This is a genomic window from Enterobacter sp. 22466, from assembly GCF_052044775.1.
GTDB lineage: Bacteria > Pseudomonadota > Gammaproteobacteria > Enterobacterales > Enterobacteriaceae > Enterobacter > Enterobacter dissolvens.
This window is the reverse complement of the sequence record NZ_JBQENX010000004.1, coordinates 238407-262906: the sequence shown is the minus strand read 5'-3', so window position 1 is coordinate 262906 and position 24500 is coordinate 238407. Positions and strand designations below refer to the sequence as shown.

At 46.6% G+C, this 24500-nt stretch carries 26 protein-coding genes and 3 pseudogenes; 1 reads left to right on the top strand and 28 read right to left on the bottom strand.

Annotated elements, in window-relative coordinates; genetic code table 11:
- Positions 1-833: 833 nt before the first annotated feature.
- The 13 genes and pseudogenes from ACTJJI_RS13450 to ACTJJI_RS13390 form a co-directional block, all read right to left on the bottom strand.
- A complete protein-coding gene (locus tag ACTJJI_RS13450; RefSeq protein WP_050861335.1) occupies positions 834-1310 on the bottom strand; it encodes a hypothetical protein in 477 nt (158 codons plus the stop codon).
- Between the two features lie 26 nt (positions 1311-1336).
- A complete protein-coding gene (locus ACTJJI_RS13445; protein WP_050861336.1) occupies positions 1337-1819 on the bottom strand; it encodes a hypothetical protein in 483 nt (160 codons plus the stop codon).
- A 144-nt stretch (positions 1820-1963) separates the two neighbouring features.
- The gene (locus ACTJJI_RS13440) at positions 1964-2209 is read right to left on the bottom strand and encodes a hypothetical protein (RefSeq protein WP_014832286.1); all 246 of its coding nucleotides are present in this window, start codon (positions 2207-2209) and stop codon (positions 1964-1966) included.
- Positions 2210-2384: 175 nt separating this feature from the next.
- Positions 2385-2789, bottom strand: a complete 405-nt coding sequence (locus ACTJJI_RS13435) for a hypothetical protein (RefSeq protein WP_440654412.1) — start codon at positions 2787-2789, stop codon at positions 2385-2387.
- 187 nt (positions 2790-2976) lie between these two features.
- Positions 2977-3276: pseudogene (locus ACTJJI_RS13430) on the bottom strand (RHS domain-containing protein); the annotation flags it as partial.
- Between the two features lie 276 nt (positions 3277-3552).
- Entirely contained in the window at positions 3553-3759 is a 207-nt protein-coding gene (locus ACTJJI_RS13425) for a hypothetical protein (protein WP_014832289.1), read from the bottom strand.
- 772 nt (positions 3760-4531) lie between these two features.
- Positions 4532-4852, bottom strand: a complete 321-nt coding sequence (locus ACTJJI_RS13420) for a hypothetical protein (RefSeq protein ID WP_014832292.1) — start codon at positions 4850-4852, stop codon at positions 4532-4534.
- 64 nt (positions 4853-4916) lie between these two features.
- Entirely contained in the window at positions 4917-5399 is a 483-nt protein-coding gene (locus ACTJJI_RS13415; RefSeq protein WP_014832293.1) for an SMI1/KNR4 family protein, read from the bottom strand.
- 161 nt (positions 5400-5560) lie between these two features.
- A complete protein-coding gene (locus ACTJJI_RS13410; protein ID WP_014832294.1) occupies positions 5561-6058 on the bottom strand; it encodes a hypothetical protein in 498 nt (165 codons plus the stop codon).
- Positions 6059-6175: 117 nt separating this feature from the next.
- Entirely contained in the window at positions 6176-6448 is a 273-nt protein-coding gene (locus ACTJJI_RS13405; protein ID WP_126522911.1) for a hypothetical protein, read from the bottom strand.
- A 59-nt stretch (positions 6449-6507) separates the two neighbouring features.
- Positions 6508-6993 (bottom strand): hypothetical protein, encoded by a 486-nt coding sequence (locus ACTJJI_RS13400; RefSeq protein WP_192545039.1) that lies wholly within the window; start codon positions 6991-6993, stop codon positions 6508-6510.
- A gap of 50 nt (positions 6994-7043) precedes the next feature.
- Positions 7044-7544: pseudogene (locus tag ACTJJI_RS13395) on the bottom strand (RHS repeat-associated core domain-containing protein); the annotation flags it as partial.
- 234 nt (positions 7545-7778) lie between these two features.
- The gene (locus ACTJJI_RS13390; RefSeq protein ID WP_014832296.1) at positions 7779-8210 is read right to left on the bottom strand and encodes an immunity 26/phosphotriesterase HocA family protein; all 432 of its coding nucleotides are present in this window, start codon (positions 8208-8210) and stop codon (positions 7779-7781) included.
- 186 nt (positions 8211-8396) lie between these two features.
- Between ACTJJI_RS13390 and ACTJJI_RS13385 the strand changes: the two are divergent.
- A pseudogene (locus tag ACTJJI_RS13385) lies at positions 8397-8477 on the top strand (DUF933 domain-containing protein); the annotation flags it as partial.
- Between the two features lie 43 nt (positions 8478-8520).
- Here ACTJJI_RS13385 and ACTJJI_RS13380 read toward each other — a convergent pair.
- The 15 genes from ACTJJI_RS13380 to ACTJJI_RS13310 all read right to left on the bottom strand — a co-directional run bounded on the left by ACTJJI_RS13380 (position 8521) and on the right by ACTJJI_RS13310 (position 24250).
- Positions 8521-8964 carry a DUF6386 family protein gene (locus ACTJJI_RS13380; protein ID WP_014832298.1) on the bottom strand — a complete coding sequence of 148 codons (444 nt, stop codon included), beginning with the start codon at positions 8962-8964 and terminating at the stop codon, positions 8521-8523.
- 257 nt (positions 8965-9221) lie between these two features.
- Positions 9222-9650 (bottom strand): hypothetical protein, encoded by a 429-nt coding sequence (locus ACTJJI_RS13375; RefSeq protein ID WP_440654407.1) that lies wholly within the window; start codon positions 9648-9650, stop codon positions 9222-9224.
- 1 nt (position 9651) lies between these two features.
- A complete protein-coding gene (locus tag ACTJJI_RS13370; protein ID WP_440654405.1) occupies positions 9652-14043 on the bottom strand; it encodes an RHS repeat-associated core domain-containing protein in 4392 nt (1463 codons plus the stop codon).
- Positions 14044-14046: 3 nt separating this feature from the next.
- Positions 14047-14487, bottom strand: coding sequence for a DcrB-related protein (locus ACTJJI_RS13365; protein ID WP_094915425.1), 441 nt, complete (start codon positions 14485-14487; stop codon positions 14047-14049).
- A gap of 75 nt (positions 14488-14562) precedes the next feature.
- On the bottom strand, positions 14563-15639 hold the full coding sequence (locus ACTJJI_RS13360; RefSeq protein ID WP_440654403.1) for a hypothetical protein: 1077 nt from the start codon (positions 15637-15639) through the stop codon (positions 14563-14565).
- Positions 15640-15642: 3 nt separating this feature from the next.
- Complete coding sequence (locus ACTJJI_RS13355) at positions 15643-16206, bottom strand: hypothetical protein (protein ID WP_440654401.1); 564 nt, start codon at positions 16204-16206, stop codon at positions 15643-15645.
- Positions 16199-16681, bottom strand: a complete 483-nt coding sequence (locus ACTJJI_RS13350; RefSeq protein WP_248059729.1) for a hypothetical protein — start codon at positions 16679-16681, stop codon at positions 16199-16201. Before ACTJJI_RS13350 ends, ACTJJI_RS13355 begins: the two co-directional genes overlap by 8 nt.
- A gap of 10 nt (positions 16682-16691) precedes the next feature.
- Positions 16692-18614, bottom strand: coding sequence for a type VI secretion system Vgr family protein (locus tag ACTJJI_RS13345; RefSeq protein ID WP_440654399.1), 1923 nt, complete (start codon positions 18612-18614; stop codon positions 16692-16694).
- 65 nt (positions 18615-18679) lie between these two features.
- A complete protein-coding gene (locus ACTJJI_RS13340; protein WP_014832306.1) occupies positions 18680-19114 on the bottom strand; it encodes a hypothetical protein in 435 nt (144 codons plus the stop codon).
- A gap of 89 nt (positions 19115-19203) precedes the next feature.
- Positions 19204-21132 (bottom strand): type VI secretion system Vgr family protein, encoded by a 1929-nt coding sequence (locus ACTJJI_RS13335; protein WP_440654397.1) that lies wholly within the window; start codon positions 21130-21132, stop codon positions 19204-19206.
- Between the two features lie 96 nt (positions 21133-21228).
- Positions 21229-21576 carry an immunity protein Tsi6 family protein gene (locus tag ACTJJI_RS13330; protein WP_170289869.1) on the bottom strand — a complete coding sequence of 116 codons (348 nt, stop codon included), beginning with the start codon at positions 21574-21576 and terminating at the stop codon, positions 21229-21231.
- 21 nt (positions 21577-21597) lie between these two features.
- Positions 21598-22653 carry an ADP-ribosylarginine hydrolase Tri1 gene (gene tri1 / locus ACTJJI_RS13325; RefSeq protein ID WP_440654395.1) on the bottom strand — a complete coding sequence of 352 codons (1056 nt, stop codon included), beginning with the start codon at positions 22651-22653 and terminating at the stop codon, positions 21598-21600.
- A gap of 51 nt (positions 22654-22704) precedes the next feature.
- On the bottom strand, positions 22705-23067 hold the full coding sequence (locus ACTJJI_RS13320; protein WP_043951656.1) for an immunity protein Tsi6 family protein: 363 nt from the start codon (positions 23065-23067) through the stop codon (positions 22705-22707).
- A 5-nt stretch (positions 23068-23072) separates the two neighbouring features.
- Positions 23073-23549: a hypothetical protein gene (locus ACTJJI_RS13315; protein WP_440654393.1), complete on the bottom strand. Its 477-nt coding sequence runs from the start codon at positions 23547-23549 to the stop codon at positions 23073-23075.
- Positions 23550-23800: 251 nt separating this feature from the next.
- Positions 23801-24250 carry a hypothetical protein gene (locus ACTJJI_RS13310; RefSeq protein ID WP_422716581.1) on the bottom strand — a complete coding sequence of 150 codons (450 nt, stop codon included), beginning with the start codon at positions 24248-24250 and terminating at the stop codon, positions 23801-23803.
- Positions 24251-24500 lie beyond the last annotated feature (250 nt).

Below are 24500 nucleotides of genomic sequence, written 5' to 3'. Positions count from 1 at the left end.
CCTGAGCAAGACAACGCGTTACGCGTCATATCCCAGGAGTAAAACCAATCATGCCAGCCGTTTTTTTTTGCTGGATAGCTACAGACAACGACCACTTCCTTTGACAGGTTGAATGTTAAGTAATAGAAAGTCGCGCCTTCAGGAGGTGCAGACCAAAATAGTTTGTCGCCCTGAGCATTGAAGATGGTCAAAACGGTTTATAATGGCTTTGGCTCGCTTAACGCAAAGACTAACTGGCGTGTTGAGTCGACCATTGCATAGTCTAAAAATGGCATATTAACCAGTATGTTACTTTCACCACATGCCCATTGAAGCAGGTCATTCTCTTTACTACAAATGAGATTTTCAATCATTGGCAAACCTCAAATTTTAAAGTTTGAGCTGTTTCAAATCACCTTCAAAAAGCCCCACAAGATAAACCCGGTATCGGGCTGGCTGCACTTCTTTATACGTTAATACAGTAGAAAACTCTTTTAAACACTTTGAACATGTGTTTTGCGAAACATTTAGTTGGCTGTCATCGTAAATATATATATTATTATCACTGACGAACTTCACACCTCTCATTTTCTTAACCAGGAAGTATTTTACCTCTTCAGAAAGCAAGTCGAACTCATATGAGTTCACGATGGAATAGATTATTACACCCTCGCATTCAGGGCATGCTATTTCTGTGCCATAATCTATAAAGTCATTATCTATGCCATCCAGGACTAATATTTTCTTTTTCAGTCGATTAGTTATTTTCATTTCTTTTAAAGTTTTGAATTTATTAATAGACAAGTAAAGTGAGAAGAAGACGGGGCGATTTATTAATCACTAACATTATTTAATCAAACATTCCATTCGATATAAATACCACAATCGAAGCTTTTTTCATTTGACTGTACAATAATTCTTCCCCATTCATGATCCCATTGAATTCCATATGGGGGAGTGATAATTTTAAGTTTGGGATGTGAGGTTATTTCACTCTCAATCCATGCTGTCAAGCGTTGTTCTTCTTCAGATAAATTACTCAAATTGGCTCTTTTATTCCAATCTCCTAAAGTTTTATAAAAATTTCCATTCTTACTTGTAAGGAATATTGAAGGGGAAAAAGAAAACACTGAAGGCCTCAGTTCCAAAATGAAAGTTTGATCTTTCCAGTCTATATTATCAATAGAGAAGTAATAATGGCCTATTGTCGTAAATGGCGAGAATAACTTGTAAAACTCCGAATTTTTAAACGTCTCTAAATTCTTTAATTCAAGGGGGTGGTTATCAATGGCCACTAAGCCACTATTAACATCAAAATGCATTTCTAACATATCTAAACCACCTTATCTGAAAGTGACTATGTTATATTCCAAACTATATATACCCCATGATTAAATGATTTTATCTCATATGAGACGGAAACCCGTCCCCATTCAAAGCGCCATCTCATCATGTCTGTTTCCGTGGTATCAGGCGTTTCCAGGTTTAATGATTCTTTCAGCCAATCAGACAAGCTTTTCACTGAGTCATTAAGCATATGAATATTAGTTCGCGCATTCCAGTCATTTAATGCGTTATAGTATTGACTATTTTTATCAACAAGATGAAGCATAAAAGGAAATCCATAGCACACTGGACGTATAGTAACTTGAAATTCTTTGTCGAAAAACGCTACTGAGTCAACAAGGTAGTGATTCGGCATGGTTTTATTTACAGCTTTTCGCTTGATTAATTCGTGGTATAAACCACTCTTACAAAAGCCTTCTTCAGTATCCATTTCCAAAGGCAGATCATCAAATTTCAGATCACCGGTAATCGGATTTAAATTTAATGCAATCATGTTCCCCTGCTTTACTTTTGACTGTCTAACAAGATCTTATGATATATTCTACTTAACATGATAACAACCATATGACGAGTATTTTCCGTGTACAAATTACATTTGTTATAACATTTACAATTACATGCGCATAACAATAAAGTCTTATTGCCAATGGTGCAATAAGTCAATCCACATTTCTTTTTCCCCTGCGCTAACTTTTATGCCATCTCTATTTTGTTTTACATACTGCATGTATGTTTCATAAATAGCTCTTATCATCACCGTTTTTTCAGAGCGAGATCCTTCAATCAAAGTCATTAGTTTTTCTAAATAAATTGATGAATTCACTCTTTCGTTGAAAAAAACATTGAGGTAATCTAGTACTTCATTATATGAATCGTAATTCATGACCGGCTTCTCTGATTTCTTATTCCGATTTATTTTAGCATATCCAATTTCTGGTATGCGCCTAAAACTGTGTTTCCATTTTCCAAAGGAGCCATGTATGCAAGGCGTAAATTCATACCGGAACGCTACGCATGGAGATTCTGGTTGGTCTGTACACCAGTTTAAGCAATAAAGACTAATCATTTTCTATGTCAGGAAGAGGAGTCGTAATGCCAAGAACATCTCGCCCAAATCGAATATCTTCGTCGGTTTTCTTTTTTAACTTAAGGATTACAACACCCAGTAGAGCATTATTTTTATCTGAATAAATTTTAAAGGAAAATAACTTAGCTCGGATATTAATTACTAAGACAGTTTCTTCATCAAAATTTTCAAGAGCAATAATTAATTCATCAAGACCTTCTACCTTCAACCCTGTAAGTTTTGTATTATTTTTATGCGCTTTCATTATTCGCAACTCATCTTGAGTATTGTTTATAAATGATGCACATTGAAGATTATTATTTTTATTTAAAGAAGAACTATATTCATTCGGTATTTTTTCTCGCGCATAATCAATAAGCTTATGATCATTTATCATGGTAACATCACCTCAATGTAGCCTCTTAAAAGTCCTTTCAGAAAGATTTCACGTTCCTTCATGCATCAAACCACCACGAATCACCTTGTGAAGGAGTCTATTGAAAGTGCAGTGTCTATATCCGATCCATGCAACCGCGCTGTCATCTCTCTTTATTTCTGTACCTCAGAGTAATCGGCCAGGTCAAAAAATACCGAAACTGATTGTCGTGCAACCCTGTCTCACGATACAGGAGTTCCCCCTGCATCCGCATGTTCTGGGAATATCTTGATCCCTGCGTCTCGCTCTCGCGCAGTAGCTTGCCCCAGGCACTGTTCCCCCCTTCCCAGCGCACCTGCCCTTCGATATCCACTATCCGCTCCGGCATGCCGTTGGGCTGGCAATGGAACCAGAAGATCGCCGATGCATCATCGCCGTCAATACGCGCCAGCGGATCGTAGCTGTCCTGGTCGCTGTAGACTCAAACCATCGGCACGTTCCCGTGCATCCGTGCAGCAGACGGTAATGGGTTATTTTCTCAATCGCCCCTTAGAGTAGATTATCATCAGCGGCGAACAGTTAGTGAATAAAATTAAAAGAAAGACATCAAGCGTAATGCGTGATATATAAATTAAAAGCTGTAATTAATCTTTTTACTATTTTTCACAGATAAGGATTGGGACGAGTCAAGAGTCATTTATCCTGTCAGAGGCATCAACCTGTTCATCGTCCAAAAAAATGTCACAAACCACCTAAGTAAAGTAATTTTCCATTTAAATGTTAGTCAGCAAAAATAAAAATAAATATCACGTATCAAATCTCCATCCACTTCATCAACAGTTCTTGTTTTGACTTTATTAAATTCAGCTAAAATACCTTTTACTGGCACTTCATGCATTGATATGTCTTCATAAAAAGCTTCCTGCTGGCTTTCCCGAACATATTTTTTCATTAAATAAACAAGATTCTCTCGTAACTCTTTTTCTGTCATCGCTTTTACTCCGGATTTATACTATCATACAAAAAAAGAGATTACCTCCTGATGTCGATGGTAATAGCATAACCTTAGTAAAACAATACAGGATATTAATTGAAATAACAATCTTGCCAGTTTTGCTTATAAAAGTTTATTGCCATACATTGAACAACTGCCGCCATATCTCCTGTTCCTCATGAGTAAGGACTCTATAATCTTGAGTCTTCCGTCTATATACCATAAAGCATGAGTCTATAGCTCGAATAGCCACCGTTTTTTCTTTTCGACAACCCTCTAAAATAGATTGCATATCCAGGAGGCAATTATAATCAAGAATATATTTTTGAAAAAATAACTCCAGAAAGCCCAACACTTCATTATAAGATTGCAAATTTATCATGGCTCCTCTGGGAAAATATCAATTTTGTCGTAATTAATAACTCTTTTTTCAGCATGCAGCTGTTGAACATTACCCTGGTCTTTTTCAGGGTATGCTTTAGTAAACGGTTCAAGTAGCGTTCCAGGTCTATCGCCGAACAATCTCGGAATTCGCAGTGCGCAGGTTCTCATCAAGACAACACGTTATGCTCCATATCATAGGACTAAAACCAATCATACAAGCCATGTTGTTGAACTGTGAAACTACAGACAACATTTACTTCCTTTGACTTATTGAATTTTAGGTAAAAAAACCTTGAGCCAGTAAAACAAAAGTATTTTTTCATCCTGTACTTTGAAGATTATCAAAATGGTTGATAAGTGCTCTCCAGGATTTATTTTATGAGGGTTATCTTTCCTCTATATGGTATGTATCTCTATCACTCCAGTATATAATTTTATATTTACCAAATTTGATGTTTTGTTCTTGATAATACTCTATTAATTCTGATGGATACCAACCATATCCAAATAAAAAAAGAGCACCTTCGTCAACTAACAGTCTTATTATTCTTTGCTTATCCTGTTCGTCGATTACAGGTATAACCATTAATTCATCTTTTAATGAAAAACCTATCATCTGCATTTTCATAATTAAACCACTTCCCAAAACACGTATTTTTATACTAGTCCCAGCCACATCAATAACAATAATCGAATTATCTGGCATCTTATTCAATTTACATTTACCCTTATAAATTGCAGTGAATAGATTTCTTACATTTAATGGTTTCTTAAGAAAGATCTTCTTCTGTTACTAATCCATTAACAAAGTTGGAAAATGAGTTTGTCAGATATCTTTGAAGTTTTATGTGATTCTCTTGCATAGTCAAATACTCATCAAAAGAATCTGTAGCAAAGTATACAATTGAGTAATTATCTAAATCCAGACAGAAGAAATTTCCTCCCCAATCATTTGCGAAGGGAAAAAGGTTTTCAGGGATCACTTGCCTATCCAACATGCTGATATAGCAACCATCAATTAAAGATCTTGGGTCATCATTTGTATGACTATTATAAATAAACGGTTTAAACCCAGCCACCTCTACTGGTTCAAAATCTTCATCATCGGCCCACCAACTTTTCTCAGGAGTGCCACCATTAAATTGCAGATAATGTGAAATGAAATCATCCGGAAGAATAATAGATAATTCCTCTTCATTTTTAGCAATATCTGCACGTCCAATCTTTTTTTCACAGTTACTGAAATGATTCATATATTATTTGGCCAGACGTTCAAAAAACTTGCGAATTTATTTAAGGTGTTATATACCAACAAACCAGATAGAATAATATTTAGTTCTTTTTGGGCTCATAATCTGTCTACAGTTTTTCTCCACTAAGTTCAACGCCCCCCAATACGGCCCCCATCCCCAAATCAAAGTTTAATGCTATTCCATTTACAGTAAGCCTTCCAGGATTTATCATCTCTGAAACTGGAACGATAATTGCAAAAAATAGTGCCTGAACAATTCCAATAGTCATATGACGCATCAATATGCCCCCATGAACCATAAATCGGAAGGTTGATATTAGTTTTTTCTTTAAACCAATCCCTTAGCCTTTTTGTAACCTTTCCCTCTGGTTTCTTTTGCTCCCCATCGATTAACTTTGCAGGAGCAAAACTCCAACTACCAATAATAGCATTTATATCATTACATTGAACAAAATTAACAATTAAATAGATATCACCCTGTTTGTTTCCTTTTATGTCAAAGATAGTCCTATAAGAGACAGTTTTATCCCCCTTGTCTGGCCAAGGCTCCCAATTTAAACAATTACTCTCCATTATTTCTTTTTTTGTTATAAAGGGTGTAAGCGCCAGATTTTTGTGAAAGAAAAAATCGCCAGTAATATTATCCACATACATTGACATCTCCAATTTTCTCCCAATATTAAAGACTAATACACTAGATAAAGAAAAGATATTTTAATTAGCTGAAAAATCATGCCCGATTCCATTTTTAAATTAAGTCGGTTCTTATGAAAGAATTTAGCTATTATTGTGCATTCTACTTTTAACTGCAATTGCATTATTTACAATATTACCTAATAGTTGGGTTTCCCTGAGGGAGAAGTTAGCGTATTGAGACATTGACATGCAATTTGATAGTTTTTCAAGCACTTCAACAGAAATTGTATATCCTGGCTTTATTATCATATCATAGTGAGTTTGAAAAAATGCGGCAGATTCATTATTTCCATTTACGGATAGTTCTAAAATCATTTGTTGAAGTGCATATGCTAAATTATTTAATCTATTCATCAGGAACTCGCAAACTTTTCGCAACCTATATTTCTAGTCAAGAGGGATATTTTAGATTGTTAACTCCATGTTAAATACACACCGCAATTAAAGGATTTAATATCATAGCAAATAGTTATATCACCCCATTCCATACGCCATGTTACACTATGTTTTTCTTTTTCATCTGGTTTGCCAAGATCATATACCTCCGATACCCAGCGATATAGGAAATCTACTTCTTTGTTTAACATATCAATGTTAGAAACTTTATTCCAATCATTTATTGATTTATAATATTCACCTTCTTTATAAATTAATTGCATCATAAATGGTAAGTTACTAAAGCATAATGGGCGTACTATAAGCTCAAATTCTTTACTAAACCAAAGAACGGCATTAACGGTATAATGATAAGGAATTAGCCTTTGCACTTTGTTTATTGACTCAAGATATTTGTATGGTTCTGAAACTATAAATTCATCCTCCCTTTGTATCAAAAGATCTTTATTATCTAACTTAACTTTGCCATCTGCAATGTTAATTTCAAAATCAATCATATGCATATAACCTTCCCCGGTATCAGTAGATTTCTAAATTCCTCCGGGATAAAGAACTACATCCCTCCCCCTCGGCCATAAATGTTATTAGCCAATGCTCTTCCATATGCGACATCAATATCCTCGCTGACATAATAAGCTCTTACTTGCGTTCTTAAGGTACGATGAGGATCTATTTTAACCTGAAGTGCTTCATGGTAGCCTATAGCATTTCCTTTATTTTGCCTAACGGTTGGATAAGTCACTGCATATGATGGAGGAGTATCACCGTTTGGATATAATGCATGCAGAATCGTGCCTTTTTTCAGTTTCCTGTTTTTGTAGACATCTATACCTTTGTAATCACCTTGACCTTGCCATCTCGTAGCTTCTTTAGATGGATCCTTACATTTACGGCTCAACCCCCACGGATCCACCCACCCTAGCGCATTCGGCGCATACTGGTAAAGATTTATCCCTGCCCGCCAGCCCTATCGGATCCTGCTGCGTAAACCGCCCGCTGTCGGGTCATAATACCGGAAAAAGTTGTAGTGCAGACCTGACGGGATGTCGTGGTAGCTGGTCAGCCATTCCACCGTAGTGCAGACGACCGACTGTTATCTCCCGCTCGGGGTGAAGGTATGAGTATTGATATCCAGATCTGTGGCGACAAACTTGTGGCTATTCTTCTCCAGCATGCATTGTTGCAACACTATTTGGCCAGACGATCATAAAAACTTGTGAATTTTTAAAGGTGTTAATGAGTTGCTGTTGTATGAAAACTAGCTGGGGAAACTCCCTTCCCCTGATGATCAAATATTTATCAGAACATTGTCGACAAGCTCAAAGCCTGAAACCCCCATAGTTGTGTAATTAGGATATTCAGCAACAGACAAACGCCTGATTTCCTCCTCCCCATCATATAAACCACCAGCATAATTAAATATTTTTAATTGTTTTTTTTCTTCTGTGAGATTAGTATGACCAATAATTTTCCAAATGCCTTTGCTAATATTTTGGTTGCCAGTGAAAATAACCTTCATCACTATGCCAAATTTTTCAAAAGATAGAGATGTTAGTGAACTTTTCTCTTCAAACTCCTCCGTATCCTGTATTGATAAAATGCAGAAACCTATTGCTTGCTTAAACTTTTGCTTTGGAGCAAAAACAACCTGGCAAAGCGCATACTTCCCATTACTCATTGGAATGACAAAGATGTCACCCTCTTTATATTTTACTTTCATAAGCCATTCCCTTTCCGAATTGATAACGCATCTTTCAATACTTCCCCACCCCAATCACTACCATAACCTGCAATATCATATTTGCTTCGTGTGGTAAGCAGCCCCTGCGTGCTGCTTGTTTCACGGTGGAGTTAGTCGCGGGTATAAGGACAGCTTATTGAGGGTAAGATTCAGCAAGGAGCGTAAGAGGCAGCCAGAATGTGTACTGAAGGTAAAGATTACATCGTTAATGATGGCGATGTGATGAACTTCTTGTTTAACGTTTGATTTGTTTTGAATGAAAAAATCCACGCCAGGGCGTGGATGTAACTCAGAGATAAACTCCTTCTTCTAATGAGTTTTCAGTAAACGTTGCTTTTGTAAAGGAAATTATAACATCTGAACCTTGCTTTTTATATTTAACTTCGTAACTACCAGGTTCTAAAGTTATAAACTCACCTGATATAACATCTGAATCATCAGGCTCAAGATCTCCGCCCGTGACATCCTCTCCAGCCCCAACGAAAACCTTTCCAGAAGGTGCTTTTAAAAATAGCGACCCGGTATATTCATCAACATCATGCTTAATAAGTATTTTATAGACACCATCATCTCCAAGATTGAGAAATAATACATTCCCTTTATTTATTTCTTCAACTTCATCTTCTGGAAGACTCCACCAATCTGCATCATCATTAATTCTATGTTTTAATGATATCAAATCATAAATAACTAATGCTGCAGTATTTGTTTGTATGTTTAAAATTTTTGTCATTGCATAATAAAAGAAAGTGTTAATTTAATAATGGGCACAATGAAAATCACCATCCGATGCCCAGATTGTCTAAGAGCATTATATAATAGGCGAATTATCACTAGCTGCAACAAAATAAAAACGCCATCACTCACATCCAAAAAACTAAAGGGCCAGAAAATAGCTCCAATCTTGGTAAATATATTAACTAACCCTGCTTTCTGTAAATATTATAAGGCCTTGCTTGATCTTGGGATTATTTTATTTTTTAATAACCCCTAGTATGAAACAATCAAATCTCCGGCACGACCATTTTTAGTGTCAAATGAAAATCGATAGTCGCAATTATTTATATTCACAAAGAAGAACAGTTCATCAAAAACATAATATACATCTGTAAAGATAACGTTTTTATTTTTTTCCCTTATCATCGCGCTCACATTCCAATTCACCTCATTAAAAGAAGTTATGATTAACGCCTGATTTTCTTTTTTATCAAAGGGCGACTTTATTAGAGCAATTTTATCATTACTCTTTAAAAGCAACGGGATTATTTTATTTTCATTTTTAATTCTATAAGCAACACCGTTGCATTCCCACTCAACTCCATAAGGAAGTAATTCATAAACACTCAACCCTTTAGGGTTCATTATAGCATCATAACCGTCAAGATTAGTTAATAGTTTAAAATTATAAATAGAATCCATATTATTTACCACATGTTCTTGATGAGATTTTTCTGGGTGGGCCGACTGGCACAAGTTTAGCTCGATCCAAATAGTTAAGGATTTGAATTTGAGATCCCCCTCCTGGATATATTTTTCCTCCAGAAGTCTGCGGCCCAACCGGGCCGACCTGAATTTGCACGCCCTCAGGTATATGGAATCTTTGGACATGAGATATATCTGATTTAAACTCAGGTATAACAGCTAATTTCATTCTGACATAGTCGACATCTGGGATGTGATCAACGGTAGCCCATCCTCCAGGTTGAGTTTGTCCTGGAGACATTGCCATTTCAACAGTAATTCCACCTTTAGGAACTGGCATAGAGTGTAAAATAGCATCGCTTCCCCATGGATCAAGGGAGGTGGGAGCAGGTAATGCTAAGTTACTTAAACCAAATGGATCCACCCACCCCAGCGCATTCGGTGCATACTGGTAAAGATTTATCCCTCCCGCCAACCCTATCGGGTCCTGCTGCGTAAACCGCCCGCAGTCCGGGTCGTAATACCGGAACAGATTGTAGTGCAGCCCTGTCTCACGATCCAGGTATTGCCCCTGCATCCGCAGGTTCTGGGAATATCCTGATAGCTGCGTCTCGCTTTCCCGTAGCAGCTTGCCCCAGGCGCTGTTAACGCCTTCCCAGCGCACCTGCCCTTCAATATCCGTCATCCGTTCCGGCGTGCCGTTCGGCTGGCAGTGGAACCAGAAAATCTCCGGAGCATCAACGCCGTCAATACGTGCCAGCGGATCATAGCTGTCCTGATTGCTGTAGACATAGGTCAGCGGTACATCTCCGTGCAGCTCCTGCAGCAGGCGGAACCCTTCCCAGACAAACCGGGTGGTGACGGGCTTACCGGTTGGCTGTCCGCCCAGCATCTGCTGGCGCGTTTTGCTGATGCGTCGCCCGAGCGGATCGTAGCGGAAGCTGACCTGCGTCTGTGGCCTGTTGCGATCCCGCGGCTGGCTGATCACTTCCGTCAGGCGGTGTTCACCGTCGTACCGGTAGTGCCAGCGGGTCTGGCCGTTATCCTTCTCCACGGTGCGGCCGTGGATGTCATAACGCCAGCGAATGCCATTCAGCTGCGTCAGGCGGTTGTGCGTGACCTTCTCAGCAGAGCCGTCGAGCGGGTTACCGGCCGCATCCCAGCGCCACTGCTCCTGCCCGGGCAGCGTGCCGTCCTGAACCAGCAGGCGCCCGGCGCTGTCGTACTGCCAGCGGTACCAGCTGAACGGGTTATCGTCCCGCTCTTCCCGCACCAGGTTATTGCGGTAGTCATAATCCCAGCGGCGGGTCCAGCGGCGTGGTGACGGGCGCTGTGCGTTGCCGGTGAAGACATCCCGGCGATGAAGGCGACCTAAACGGTCGTATTCGCTTCGGGTGGTGAGCAGCCCCTGCGTGCGGCTGGTCTCCCGGTGGAGTTCGTCGCGGGTAAAGTCGGATACCGACAGCTTATCAAGGGCAATGCTGAGCAGATGCCCGCTGCCGTAGTAGAACTGCTTCAGCTCGCGGCCATCCGGCAGCGTAACGGAGGTGCGGTTGCCAAGGGCATCATACTGCCACGCCAGCTCACCGTGCTCGCCCGCTTCGCGGGTCACGCGACCAAGTGCGTCATACTCAAAGGAAAGCTCCTGCTCGGCCTCGGTACTCCACGCGTCGGCTGAAAGCGCCGGGTGCAGCCCAATCCGGGTCAGCAGCCCTGACGGGGTGTAGTGGTAGCGGGTCTGCCCTTCCGGCGTAGTGCGGGCGACCAGTTGCCCGCTCGCGCTCCAGGCAAAGGCGTGGGTGATGGCCTCCGGATGACCGGCAGCAAAGGTGCGCGCTATCGTGCGCCCACAGGCGTCGTAGCGATACTGCGAGGCCACACCATCAAGCCCCACCTCCTCCAGCAAGAGCGAGTCAGGCCCCCAGCGGAACTGATACGCTTCGCCGTTTTCATTTTCAAGGGCAATCAGACGCCCTCTGCTGTCCCAGCGGCGACGAACTTCCTCACCCTGCGTATTACGCGTGGCGGTTAAGCGTCCGGCCTCATCGTATCTGAACTCACTTTCTTTTCCGTCAGCGCCAGCATGCTTCACTGGCAGGCCACGTTTGTTCCATGTAAGCGACTCTGTCCAGCCTTCCGGGCGATCGAGCTGCAGCGGGCGTCCGGCAGCGTCGTAGCGATAACGCGTCTCTTCGCCGTCGGCGCCCGTCTCGGTCATCAACCAGCCCAGCGGATGATAGTGATAGCGGGTGGTGCGGCCAGAGCAGTCTGTCGCACGCACCACTTGTCCCGCTTCGTTGTACTCCTGATGGCGGCTGTTTCCGGTGGCATCCACCTCTTCAACGACCTGACCAAACTCGTCCCGGCGCAGCAGCGTGGTCTGACCCATTGGGTCCACCACGCGCTTCAGGCCGTGATGTTCGTCGTACCAGAACCGGGTAGCGCTGCCGTCGTCTTCAATGATGGCCGTCGGTAGCGCGCGGTGTTCAAGCCAGGTCGTGGTGCGGGCATTGCCGTCAGGGTCGATCTCCTGCACCCGGTTGCCCATCTCGTCGTAAACGAAGGTGACGGCGTTCCCGAGCGGATCGATGCGTTGCGTGAGGAGCTCGTTGTCATCCCACGCGTAGCGCCAGTTCTCGCCGCGCTCGTCAACGTAGCGGACGATCAGATTTTGCGCGTTCCAGTAGTGCTGACGTTTCTGACCATCGTAGTGTTCGACGGTGGTCAACCCGGCGTCCAGATCGTAGGTGAAGCGACAGCCATCCCCGGTGCTGGTGCGGTTTTCAACCACGCGCCAGTGGTCTAATTTTTTCCAGCGGTATTCACTTTCCAGCCCGCCCGGCAGACGATGCCAGACCATCAGACCATGGTCGTTATAGCGGTATTCGCGGGTGACGACGCCAGAGGCATCCGTCGCGCTCGCCAGCTGGCCACGCGCATCGTAACCCCATAGCATCAGCGGCCAGCTACGGCTGCCGTCAAAATGGCTGGCAGCGGTTACGCGCTGCGGGAACCGTTCGTCCTCATAGCGCAGGGTGACGTCTATTGCCCGCGGCTCATCGTGCAGACCGACCAGCCTGCCGTGCTCATCCCACTCCGTCAGCAGTGCGTTGCCGTATTCGTCGCTAAGGGAGGCCAGACGCAGAACGGATGGATTCACGCGTGTCGGTTTATACAGGCGCCACACCGCGCCGTCATCGTCGGCAATCGCCACATCACCGCTCTCGTTGCGACGGATGATGATACCCTCGCTGATGCTATAGAACGCGCGGTCGACGGGTGGCAGTTCAAAGCTCAGCTCACGCCCGGTTTCGTCGAACCAGGTGGCACTGTTCTCTTCAAGCGTCAGATAACTGTCAAAAGTTGTTGCCCAGCCCAGGCCAAACAACCCTTCGCGGGAGGTCAGGCTGTTATAGCTGCGCTGCCAGCGAAGCGGAAAACGCCCGGGCAGCGAGAAATCGAGCTCATCATCGTCATTCAGCACCTTCACGCCGGTGGCGGCATGAACCGGGTGCGAGGAGCCAAATACGGCATTGACGGCCATATCGGCCAGCATCCCGCCACCCGCGGCCGCCAGCGCGCAGGGCATGTTCTTCAAAATCTTGCCCGGACGGCCGCGCAGCAGGGAGAGCGCAATCATCCCCAGTGCCAGTCCCGGCGTTTTGCCGCTCTTGATATCGCGAACCGTCAGCGTCTCGCCGCCGATGATCACATTCGGGGAAACGTCGTCGGAAACGGTCCCTTCGCAGGTGGTGCGATCTTTGGCACGTACTGCCGGTTGTCCATTGATAAAGACGCTTTTAGAGCCTTCCGCCAGATACTGCGGTCCGGAGTGTTTTTCACACGCGACCTTATCCTCTTCCAGCGGCGATGTACCCGCCGCAGCGGAGGCCACGCTCGGCTGCCACATTTCGCTGCCGAACTGTCCGGCAGCGGAGAGCAACATGCCCGCGTAATCGGCAAAACTACCCGGTGACTGTGGCTCCGGGGGTGGCGTATCTGCGGGGGTCAGCGTTCCGGCCGCGCGTGCAGCGGGAAGGCTGTTGGTGAGCACGTTGCTGGAGCCGGTGGTGATTTTACCTGCGGGTGACGGCGGGAACAGCGCATCCCCCAGTCCCTCCGCGATATTACTGATATCGTCAGTAACACCCGCCAGGTTAGCCAGTACGCCACCGACGATCCCGCTTAACAGGCAGCTGGATCCAATCGCCGCCACGCCCGCAGCGGCTGCCCCCGCCCCCAGCAGAGGTGCGGCGGCAGTTGCTGCCAGCCCTACCGCCGCGCCGATCACCGCATAGGCAGCACCTTCCGCCACAATGCTGGTGATATCCGCGAAAATGCTGGAGTGAATAATCTCGTCACCCTTGCGGGCCGCGTTGTTATCGCTCATGCCTTACACATTCCGGTTGTCGTTAAGCGTCAAACTTTGCTTAAGCGCGCTCCAGCGCGCCTCGTCTTCTTCATTGAATGTTCTGAGTGCCGAGAGGGTAAAAATCATCAGGACCGGTTTACCCGGGGTCTGCACAGCCAGCTGTTTTTGCCACAAGCGCTGGCCGTTACGGTCAAACGAGGTTTCAACTTCCAGACCGTTGATTTTGCCGTCAGGACCGGCTTTTACGCGCTGAAATTCACTCTGGACGATCTCACCCATCTGTGGGCGCAGCAGCTCCCACTGGCGGTGAAACTCTTTCTCATGATCGCTGCCATCCGGGATAACCCCGCGACTGACAACCACGGACAGCCCGCTTTTGTCATCGCGAATGATGTTCATCGTATTATCCTGCCAGGCAGCAGGAAAAAGGGAAAACGAACCTTCCTGGAGGGTGTATTTCATAGGTGGACTCGGAATGATTAATATTGAAAGAAATAAAGTGACCGGTTTGATTTGGCCTTTTGATCGGCTGTTTCGTTATTCAAGCCAGTGGCCCGACTGCTCAACCAAAATATGGCTGCCTTTGCTGACAACCAGTTTCAGTGGTGTATAGGTCACGGTATAAGTAACGTCCCCATTCTTATAGGTTGAGCCGGTTATTTTACCTGTGGGATCCTGAAGCGTTTTCCCCTTTAAGGAGATCGTACTGTTATCACTTTTGCGAACGCCAAGATAATACATCTGGCCACACTCACTCTCGAAACGCCCGCAGTTATTTACCAGAGAAAGAGTGAACTTATCAGTATCCAGCTTTCTGGTTTCAACGTGATGAACGGGAGCCGCTTTATTTAACGTATAACGCAGCGGAGCATAATAACGGCCTTTTTGAGGAGGCTTGACTAAACGCCACGCCATTTTGCTTCCGTTAATTTCCAGAACTGCTCGTCCATCCACACCGCCAAACGAAGAGTCGAACTTAACGTTCGCACGATTGCCCGTGATAGCACCGCTTAGATTGTGTTCATCCTCTGCGGGACAATCGATGCGGTTTCCTCTCTGAGAGATATAGCAATATGACCCGGAGATACGGTCGCCTGATTCCGTTAAACGCAGGGTTAGCGTCGAATCAGTGCCGAACGTGCCTGCCCACACCCCGTCAAACGTTAATTTTGCCTGGCTGTTCGTTGCAAAATGCATCGCTTTGAATCTGGCAGCCCATTGCTGAATATCAGCATTCACCACCTGACTATGATCAGATGACTGATAATGAATAACGTCTGACTCAGGAACGACCCAGGCCGTATAGATTTTACCGTCAGATTCAACGACCAAAGCTGACGCATTCTCCAGATAAAGATCGTTAAGCCAGCCTTCAACAAACAGGCCTCCGCCTGAGGTTGAATGGGGTTCGCCAAAGACATCAAAATTGCTAATAAACGTCTCGTAATCGCTGCCCAGCGTCTTCCTGAGTATCTCATTCACTTCGCTGTCGTTTACGATGTGGCCTACGGTATCGAGCCTATTGTATTGCGATAGCTCAAGCGCGGCTGAAGTTTCAACTGAGCCCAGTAATAACACGGTGAACAATGCGCATGCCAAATTTTTCCTGATCATAAATTACTCTTGGGCGCCATTATCGTAATTCATTGTTATTGTCACAATCTTGCTGTCTTTAATCCCGAACGAGAGAAGCTTGTTACCCAATTGATAAAAACACCATTGTTCCCCGGCATCATTTTCCATCTGACCCTTGCCATATGCATTACTGAGTTCCCTGGCTGTTGACCCTACATGAATACCGCGCGGTGTTTTGCCCTCCCCGGCGGTAAGGGTAATTTGCGATACGATATAATCGTCAACATTGCGTTCGACCTTATCCCACCAGAGATTGGAAACATAAATGTCAAACCCCGCCTTTTGATGCTGGTAGAATCTATAGTGGGTTCCGTCAAAAGGAACCTCACCGACAAAATAACCTTCTATCGGCACCTCAATTTTACGCGCAACGTCATCTGTCCATCTTTCGCCCAATGTGACAGTCTCATCTTCCATCTGCACAGTAAAATCCTGGTTTACTAAAACCGGCGGCATATCATGTGCATACACCACATAGCAGTTCAGAGAGGAAAATATCGCGGTAAAACGGAGAAATGTTAAAATGTGATTTTTCACGTTAATCATTGCCTGCGCTAATGACAACCGAGTCCAGACAATCAGGTTTATTTACGGAGAAACTGAAACTAACCTTTTGTCCATTCATATCTTCTGGCGCGGTATAGCTGGTCACTTCATTCCCGGAGCGGCCCCGGGGGTAATCCGTTAACACCAGCTCCGGATAATGCGTTTTAACGGCAACGAGTGTGATGCACTGACCTGACGGGGAAAAACTCAGTAACGGTGCCATGCCGTCGCGCTCTTTGCTTACCCGTAAATCAATCCCGGTAATGCGCATATCGTCCGCCAGCCTGACATCATCGGCATGATAGAAGTGAATGTATTCATTATCTTTCATCAGCGTAAACTGCAACGGCAGATGATTGACACTGGTGTTGGATAGCGTTCTAAGTGAAGCACTCATCTCTGCAATGAACATCCAGAAATCTTCTTTCGTTGCGTGTCCTTCTGGCATGCCCATCGCTAATAACGCGACAAGCACTGCTCCAGCCTTAATCACCCTTGGTCGTGAATTTCGCCTGAACCGCCGCATCAATGTCTCCTTTGTGCCCCGCGCCCGGCGCCGTTGTGCCTGGTTTAGCGCCTGACGTATTGAGATGCAGCTTACCGCCCGTGGTGATATGACCATCCCCTTCAACGAAGAAGTTAAACTCTTTACCGATCAGGCTAATTTTGCCGTTAGCGTTAAGTTCAATCGCACTTTCACCAGACACCAGCCGCAGTTTGGTGCCGGAGGCAAGGACATACTGCTCCACCGCCGCATCCAGCTTTCCTTTGCCGGTCAGGATCTCGGTTCCGCCTTTTACCGCCTGGATCTGATTCGCTTCAACGCGATGCAGTTCGTTTTTCTTTACGTAATGGCTACGCTCGCCGCCGACGCTGTGCGTTTCGTCATTCTTGATGCTGGTATCCATATTTCGCTCGGCCTGGATCCACACCTGCTCCGCACCCGCCTTGTCCTCAAACCGCAGGGCGTTGGCGTTATCCACGGAGCCATCTTTCGTGCGGCTCATAAAGCCCATCTGCGTCGCCGCTGCCGGCAGCGCCCACGGTGGCATGCTGGCATCGTTGTATACGCGCCCGGTAATAATCGGACGGTCCGGGTCACCGTTGATAAAGTCCACCACCACCTCATCGCCCACGCGCGGGATCTGCACCCCGCCGTAACCCTGACCTGCCCAGGCGCTCGACACACGCACCCAGCAGGAGCTGGTGTCGTCCCCTTTTGCCAGACGGTCCCAGTGGAATTTCACCTTCACGCGGCCATATTTGTCCGTCCAGATACTCTCTCCCTGCGGCCCGACAACCTTCGCCGTCTGCGGGCCGTAGGTTCGCGGCCATGCCGTGCTCTGCGCCGGACGGAACGACACCGACGCCGGGATAACCGTGAAATCGATGCGGTGGATGGTCTCCCCTTCGCCGCTGGCATAGCGGTTCTCTTCCAGATGATACCCGGCCGCCGTCACCAGATAGTCACCGTTATCGCTGAAGAACGGTGCGTTGGACAGGGTGAAGGTGTGGCCCGGCGCAATACCCGCAGCCGTTGCCGTGGCCTGAATCTGCTGATGCTCCACCTGCCAGCGCTCCTGGCGAATGCGGGCGTAGAACTCCGCATGCCCGGTCTCCACAAAGCGCCCCGGCCAGTCGTACACGTCGATGCTGCCCGGCTTCGGCGAGGCCGGGTTCTGCTGCGCCTGGAACAGCCACGCGTTCGGCTTGCGGAAGTCGTAGTCGTCGAGGCTGTAAATGCCCGGCGTGACGCTGTCCTCCAGCGCCCACTGGCTGATGCCCTCTTCGTCCGTGCTGCCGCCGGACGGCGTCTGGTGATAGGGGATGACCTCGTAGCCGCTGAAGGGCTGATGCTGCGTCGCGGCGTCGGTGAGCACCAGGGTGTGTTTGTCGGCCTCGTGGCTGAAGTAATACGCAATCCCCTCCAGCTCCATCAGGCGGCTGATAAAGTCCAGGCTCGACTCCTGATACTGGACGCAGTAGTCCCACACCCGGTAGCTGCCGGTGAGCTTATCTTCCACGTTGACCTGATGCTCGCCCAGCAGGGTTTTCACAATCTGCGGCACCGTCTGGCCCTGGAAGATACGCAGGTTACGGTCGCGCTTCATCGGCCACAGGTCCGGCTCCACCATCAGCTGGTACACCGCATAGCGCGTCCCCGTCAGCTCAACGGCGCTCACCGCCACGCGGGTGACTTTGCCGTTGATGTAGCGCGGGGTAAGCAGGTTCTGGGTCGGGATGGTCACCGTGACCGGCTGACCCAGCAGTTTGCTGCGGTCGATACGCGCATCCGTACCGAGCAGGGTCAGCGTCAGGGCGAACGACTCAGACATCGCCTCGCGGCCGGAGAGTTTCCAGAAGAGCAGCCCCTCGACCGGGAGCTGGACGGTAATTCGGTTGAGCATAATCGTTATTCCGTAAATGCAACATCTTAGTTTCAGCAGCCACGATGCAGCGTTAATTGCAACGCTTACTTAAGCCACAAACCTGAAAACATAAGGACACACCCCAACGAGAGAAGGAGTTTGGCAAAGATAAACAGGGGCGGCGCTACGGTGTGTGTGACCCGGGAGATTTTTTCATAATTCGGAGCGTTGTATTTTTTATGCCCCACCATAACACCAGACAATATTGTGCATAGCAAAACGACCGTAAATTTCATACCCCAGACGCACAGGAGGGACATCGATATGATGATGGAGTAGTGTTTAGCCACCGCGACCGGAAATAAGGAAAATGACTGAGCCAGCCACTTCAAAAGAAAACCAATGCCGACTGTAGAAAGCAGGACAAGTACCAGCATCAGACCCGTTTTGATCCATTGTTTCTTATTAAACAGGTTATTGTTATTCCAGATAAGCGTAAGTGTGAGGATCAAAAAGAAAAAAAAGAAAAACCAGTTCATTTCAATATGCCTCATTTGCCCACCAACACATGCATCTCCCGTCGCCTTACGGTAACGGGATTGCCGGTTGTGTGGCAGACTGAATATGCTTACTTATTGGCATTGAAAACAAAAAAACCATCCACTTCCTGCTGAATTGCCGTCTGGTGAGATGCCCCTGGCGCATCAATGGCATTGCTGCCATCAGCTGGGTTAAGATGCAGTTCCCCGGAAAGCGTGTTGATTTGTGCACTTTGTTTTGCGGTAAAGTTAAAGTTATTGCCAATGATATTCACGCTCCCGTCTTTTGATAATTCAATGGCGCTTTCACCACACTCCAGCCTCAACATATTGCCCGCTGAAATAATAAAGTTGTTAACAACTTTATCGCTGCGACTGTTGCCCGTCAGGCAGACCACATCCCCTTTAACCCCTGCCTTCTGATTTTTTGCCACCCGTAAGGTTTCATCCTCTCCCACAAATTGGGTTCGATTTTTTTCCGTGGCATGCGATTCATCATTTTTGACGTTGATATCGAGATTGCGCTCGGCCTGGAGCCACACCTGTTCCGCACCCGCCTTGTCCTCAAACCGCAGGGCGTTGGCGTTATCCACGGAGCCATCTTTCGTGCGGCTCATAAAGCCCATCTGCGTCGCCGCTGCCGGCAGCGCCCACGGTGGCATGCTGGCGTCGTTGTACACGCGCCCGGTAATAATCGGACGGTCCGGATCACCGTTGATAAAGTCCACCACCACCTCATCGCCCACGCGCGGGATCTGCACCCCGCCGTAGCCCTGGCCCGCCCATGCGCTCGACACACGCACCCAGCAGGAGCTGGTGTCGTCCCCTTTTGCCAGACGGTCCCAGTGGAACTTCACCTTCACGCGGCCATATTTGTCCGTCCAGATACTCTCTCCCTGCGGCCCGACAACCTTCGCCGTCTGCGGGCCGTAGGTACGCGGCCACGCCGTGCTCTGCGCCGGACGGAACGACACCGACGCCGGGATAACCGTGAAATCGATGCGGTGGATGGTTTCACCTTCACCGCTCGCGTAACGGTTCTCTTCCAGATGATACCCGGCCGCCGTCACCAGATAGTCGCCGTTATCGCTGAAGAACGGTGCGTTGGTCAGGGTGAAGGTGTGGCCCGGCGCAATACCCGCTGCCGTGGCCGTGGCCTGAATCTGCTGATGCTCCACCTGCCAGCGCTCCTGACGAATGCGGGCGTAGAACTCCGCATGCCCGGTCTCCACAAAGCGCCCAGGCCAGTCGTACACGTCGATGCTGCCCGGTTTCGGTGACGCCGGGTTCTGCTGCGCCTGGAACAGCCACGCGTTCGGCTTGCGGAAGTCGTAGTCGTCGAGGCTGTAAATGCCCGGCGTGACGCTGTCCTCCAGCGCCCACTGGCTGATGCCCTCTTCGTCCGTGCTGCCGCCGGACGGCGTCTGGTGATAGGGGATGACCTCGTAGCCGCTGAACGGCTGATGCTGGGTGGCTGCATCGGTGAGCACCAGGGTGTGTTTGTCGGCCTCGTGGCTGAAGTAATACGCGATTCCCTCCAGCTCCATCAGGCGGCTGATAAAGTCCAGGCTCGACTCCTGATACTGGACACAGTAGTCCCATACCCGGTAGCTGCCGGTAAGCTTATCTTCCACGTTGACCTGATGCTCGCCCAGCAGGGTTTTCACAATCTGCGGCACCGTCTGGCCCTGGAAGATACGCAGGTTACGGTCGCGCTTCATCGGCCACAGGTCCGGCTCTACAGAAAGCTGGTACACCGCATAGCGCGTCCCCGTCAGCTCAACGGCGCTCACCGCCACGCGCGTGACTTTGCCGTTGATGTAGCGCGGGGTAAGCAGATTCTGCGTCGGGATGGTCACCGTGACCGGCTGGCCCAGCAGTTTGCTGCGGTCGATACGCGCATCCGTACCGAGCAGGGTCAGCGTCAGGGCGAACGACTCAGACATCGCCTCGCGGCCGGAGAGTTTCCAGAAGAGCAGCCCCTCGACCGGGAGCTGGACGGTAATTCGGTTGAGCATAATCTGTATTCCGTAATGTTTTATGCTAAATAAATGTATCAACAAAGACGAGATTTTTGACAAGACGTTTTGGGATATGCACAAGTCACCGTCTGCTTAATTTCGATACCGCTTTTGCCTTTTTAGATATTCATTATCCTGCTCATGAGGAAGAATAACTTTTAACCCTTGAGCCATCTGCGAAGCGATGTAGTTTACATTTGACAGATGCCGGGCAAGCTCTTCATCGGTAGTTTCAAATTCTTTTGCAGCCATAGCGCCAAGATTTAACGTATGGAGTTTACTTTTATCTTTATTCTTTCCTGTCAGGATATCCCTGACATACGCCACTTGTTTTTCAGCCATGTTATACAAAGAAAAAGAAGGATGAATTGACTTTCGCTCCTGAATAGCGCCGAGGGCATTTTCAATATAATCCATCGCTGTATAACTTTGTTTATTCACGCTTCTCCTTTAACTCCCGTACTAGAGAAAGTTGTCCTCTGGTGCTCTGTCAAACAAATCACCCGCCAGCGCAGCAATACGTTCATGTTGTACCAGTTTGTCTTTCCAGTCCTGCGGTATCTCAGAATAACCATACAATGCACCGGCAAGTTGCCCTGCCGTTGCCGCGACGCTATCGGCATCATCCGCCAGATTGGTGGCAAGAAGGATCGCATCACGGAAATTATCCGTATTCCATACCGCCCACATTGCTGCTTCAAGCGTATCGATTACATAACCGCTGGAACGAATCTGATGACGGGCTTTATGCTTGTACTCACCCGCGTTGATTATCATGACCCGTGCACACAAAGGAAAAACATGGGGTGAAAATGCCTCTTCTTTTTGATGACCATTAATCAGGTGATGCAGAATCAGCCCCAAAAATTGACATGCATCGATAGACTCTACCGCCCCGTGAGTTGCTCTGCTCTGTGCCTGCGATTCAAAATAAATCGCCCGGAGTGACTTTCGGCGGAAGATCGACACAGGGACCTGGCGAACAAGTCCGGCATTCCCCGCGGTATGTTTCTCAGTGTTACCGTACCAGGAAGGCCCAACATGCAGATATTGTTCCAAAGCGAAACGCGTTGTATTGCCAATATCGAAACAACGTCCGTTACTGCTGTTCTCTCCAGTTTGATACCACCTCAGAAGGAACTTTCTAAGGGTATCTGTATTCATTCGATTTTCGGCAAGATAGGTTTCCGCCACACACAAAGCCATGGATGTGTCGTCTGTCCATTCACCCGCGTTTAAGATGAAGGGCCCACCACCCTGCATATCACTAACGTGTTCGCTATCCCGTGATTTAAATTCAAGCGTTGTCCCGACGGCATCGCCAACGGCCAATCCCACTAACGCACCGAGCGCGTTATCGCGCGAAACAACCTCCGTTGTGACGAGCGGCAATGTTTCATCCCAGACGTCATCGGAACTCTTTTGCCGTGACACCTTCCTGAGGTTTAACGGCATAAGATTGCGGTAGCGGTCGGCATAGTGATTAATTACCGCATCTTCGCTGTGTAGATCGACCATTATGAATCCTTCAGGAGGAAAGATATATTGAGGAAATGATATCCATAACTATCAAAATTCGTCAGGGTATTTTTCCGCCAGTACGCATTGTTTCTGAACATAGTCAGGATCCACTTCATGCGGTAATTTCACTTTAACGCCACGGAGACGCTGATCTAAGATATACCATGCATCCGTCAGTCTCTCGAAAAAGAGCTCATCTGAGTTTTCAAATTCTCTAACCGCATAAAGGCCAAAAGTCATTCTCTTTAATACGGATTTGTCAGCTTTGTTTTTGATCACACTCTTTTTCAGGATGCGTAACTGTTGCACAATCTCATCATAAATATGCAAAATTGGCGCCCTGGGGTGCTTGCCATTAAGTTCCGCATATCTTTTTTGCGCCAGTCTGAGGGCCCTTTCGATATAGTCCAGTTCAGTTAAGGTAGATACTTTTTTACCCCATCACCCGCATCCCATTTTTTCATTATAAATATGAGCGAGCCAATTTTTACTATTTCCGACAAAATTAACAGCGTGATATTGAGAGGTATAACACTCATTCCGAGACCGACAATAATCATCGGGAACAAGGTCACCGAACAACTCATGGTGAGCAGGCGTAACACTTCCTGCGCCAGAGCAAACCGGACGGCATATCGGTGAGTTGTGAAAAAAAACCAGGCAGAAAAGAGTAATGAAACCGGCCACAGAAGGTATACGAGGTAAAAAAGACCCGTCAATAAACCGTTTACCCCGCCTGCTATCAGCATGAAGATGATGACACCAAAATTCCCACCGCTAGAATCCCACCATGACTGAAGCAAGTGGTATGGGCCGACAAAATAAAACACAATGCCGATGACATCCATAATGCCCCAGAAATAGAATATTTTATTTTTTGCAGTTATATTCACTCAATCCCTCATTTAATCGATTCGGGTGGTCACTTTCCACCCTGTAGACGCGGTTGTGTTTTCTTATCATAAAGCGTATTCATTAACTCGCCACACTCAAATGCCTTAACCAGCGTAAGCTGAGAATCACTGAAATAATCCAAGAATTACAATTCTCTATCCCAGCTGCATCCTCGCAAAAGGTTTATGATAACTAATGCGAAAAAGCTTCGAATACACATATCCCTTCAGCGCTTGATTAAAAGCCTTTATTACGCACAAACCCCTTTCTTAGCATATTTATAATATATAAGGGAGTACAATTTCAGCGTCTCGGAGATCATAAACAAAACAAGATTAAGCCAAACATTCGATATACCAATAACATCTGCAAGCAGCGGGAAAAACGCAACGGAACAGCGGAATGAGATCAACCGAAAAACTTCTTGAAACAGAGCGAACTTAACTGCACAGCGTTGCCGTTTAAAGAAAAAAATTGCCGAGAGAACAAAAGAAAGCAGTAGCCCTAAATCCAAAGCAAAAAGAAGTAACACCAGTGCACCAGGCACCAAAGTGCTGTGTGCAGACCATAAATCAATAAATGATAAAGCATCCGAAATGACAGGCACTCTTCCCTTCTGCACTGAATTCAGACAATAAAGTATGATGGCAAGAGTATCCATGCCACCCCAGAAAAAGAAAACTTTGTCTTTTACAGTCATGACCTATTTATCTCTTATTTTACTGCCGCAAGTGGCCATTTACCGCCGTACTGATTCATTTTTCTTTTATTTGGTTTAGGGATTGATATGACTTATCATCTTCTTTTGTGTCAGTCAAAAGACCATCCAACCGCCCAAAACAACAGGTCATATCATGTTGCCTGGGTTTGTTAAGACCGATTTACGGGAGACTTTTTTAACTTCATCTAGCTTGCCGATTAAGTAGTCTTGCGGATTTGGGTTCTATATA

Coding starts and splice junctions, on each gene's coding strand:
- ACTJJI_RS13450 (WP_050861335.1), bottom strand. CDS start 1,310: ATGTTAGAAATGCATTTTGATGTTAATAGTGGCTTAGTGGCCATTGAT.
- ACTJJI_RS13445 (WP_050861336.1), bottom strand. CDS start 1,819: ATGATTGCATTAAATTTAAATCCGATTACCGGTGATCTGAAATTTGAT.
- ACTJJI_RS13440 (WP_014832286.1), bottom strand. CDS start 2,209: ATGAATTACGATTCATATAATGAAGTACTAGATTACCTCAATGTTTTT.
- ACTJJI_RS13435 (WP_440654412.1), bottom strand. CDS start 2,789: ATGATAAATGATCATAAGCTTATTGATTATGCGCGAGAAAAAATACCG.
- ACTJJI_RS13425 (WP_014832289.1), bottom strand. CDS start 3,759: ATGACAGAAAAAGAGTTACGAGAGAATCTTGTTTATTTAATGAAAAAA.
- ACTJJI_RS13420 (WP_014832292.1), bottom strand. CDS start 4,852: ATGCCAGATAATTCGATTATTGTTATTGATGTGGCTGGGACTAGTATA.
- ACTJJI_RS13415 (WP_014832293.1), bottom strand. CDS start 5,399: ATGAATCATTTCAGTAACTGTGAAAAAAAGATTGGACGTGCAGATATT.
- ACTJJI_RS13410 (WP_014832294.1), bottom strand. CDS start 6,058: ATGTCAATGTATGTGGATAATATTACTGGCGATTTTTTCTTTCACAAA.
- ACTJJI_RS13405 (WP_126522911.1), bottom strand. CDS start 6,448: ATGAATAGATTAAATAATTTAGCATATGCACTTCAACAAATGATTTTA.
- ACTJJI_RS13400 (WP_192545039.1), bottom strand. CDS start 6,993: ATGCATATGATTGATTTTGAAATTAACATTGCAGATGGCAAAGTTAAG.
- ACTJJI_RS13390 (WP_014832296.1), bottom strand. CDS start 8,210: ATGAAAGTAAAATATAAAGAGGGTGACATCTTTGTCATTCCAATGAGT.
- ACTJJI_RS13380 (WP_014832298.1), bottom strand. CDS start 8,964: ATGACAAAAATTTTAAACATACAAACAAATACTGCAGCATTAGTTATT.
- ACTJJI_RS13375 (WP_440654407.1), bottom strand. CDS start 9,650: ATGGATTCTATTTATAATTTTAAACTATTAACTAATCTTGACGGTTAT.
- ACTJJI_RS13370 (WP_440654405.1), bottom strand. CDS start 14,043: ATGAGCGATAACAACGCGGCCCGCAAGGGTGACGAGATTATTCACTCC.
- ACTJJI_RS13365 (WP_094915425.1), bottom strand. CDS start 14,487: ATGAAATACACCCTCCAGGAAGGTTCGTTTTCCCTTTTTCCTGCTGCC.
- ACTJJI_RS13360 (WP_440654403.1), bottom strand. CDS start 15,639: ATGATCAGGAAAAATTTGGCATGCGCATTGTTCACCGTGTTATTACTG.
- ACTJJI_RS13355 (WP_440654401.1), bottom strand. CDS start 16,206: ATGATTAACGTGAAAAATCACATTTTAACATTTCTCCGTTTTACCGCG.
- ACTJJI_RS13345 (WP_440654399.1), bottom strand. CDS start 18,614: ATGCTCAACCGAATTACCGTCCAGCTCCCGGTCGAGGGGCTGCTCTTC.
- ACTJJI_RS13340 (WP_014832306.1), bottom strand. CDS start 19,114: ATGAACTGGTTTTTCTTTTTTTTCTTTTTGATCCTCACACTTACGCTT.
- ACTJJI_RS13335 (WP_440654397.1), bottom strand. CDS start 21,132: ATGCTCAACCGAATTACCGTCCAGCTCCCGGTCGAGGGGCTGCTCTTC.
- tri1 (WP_440654395.1), bottom strand. CDS start 22,653: ATGGTCGATCTACACAGCGAAGATGCGGTAATTAATCACTATGCCGAC.
- ACTJJI_RS13310 (WP_422716581.1), bottom strand. CDS start 24,250: ATGACTGTAAAAGACAAAGTTTTCTTTTTCTGGGGTGGCATGGATACT.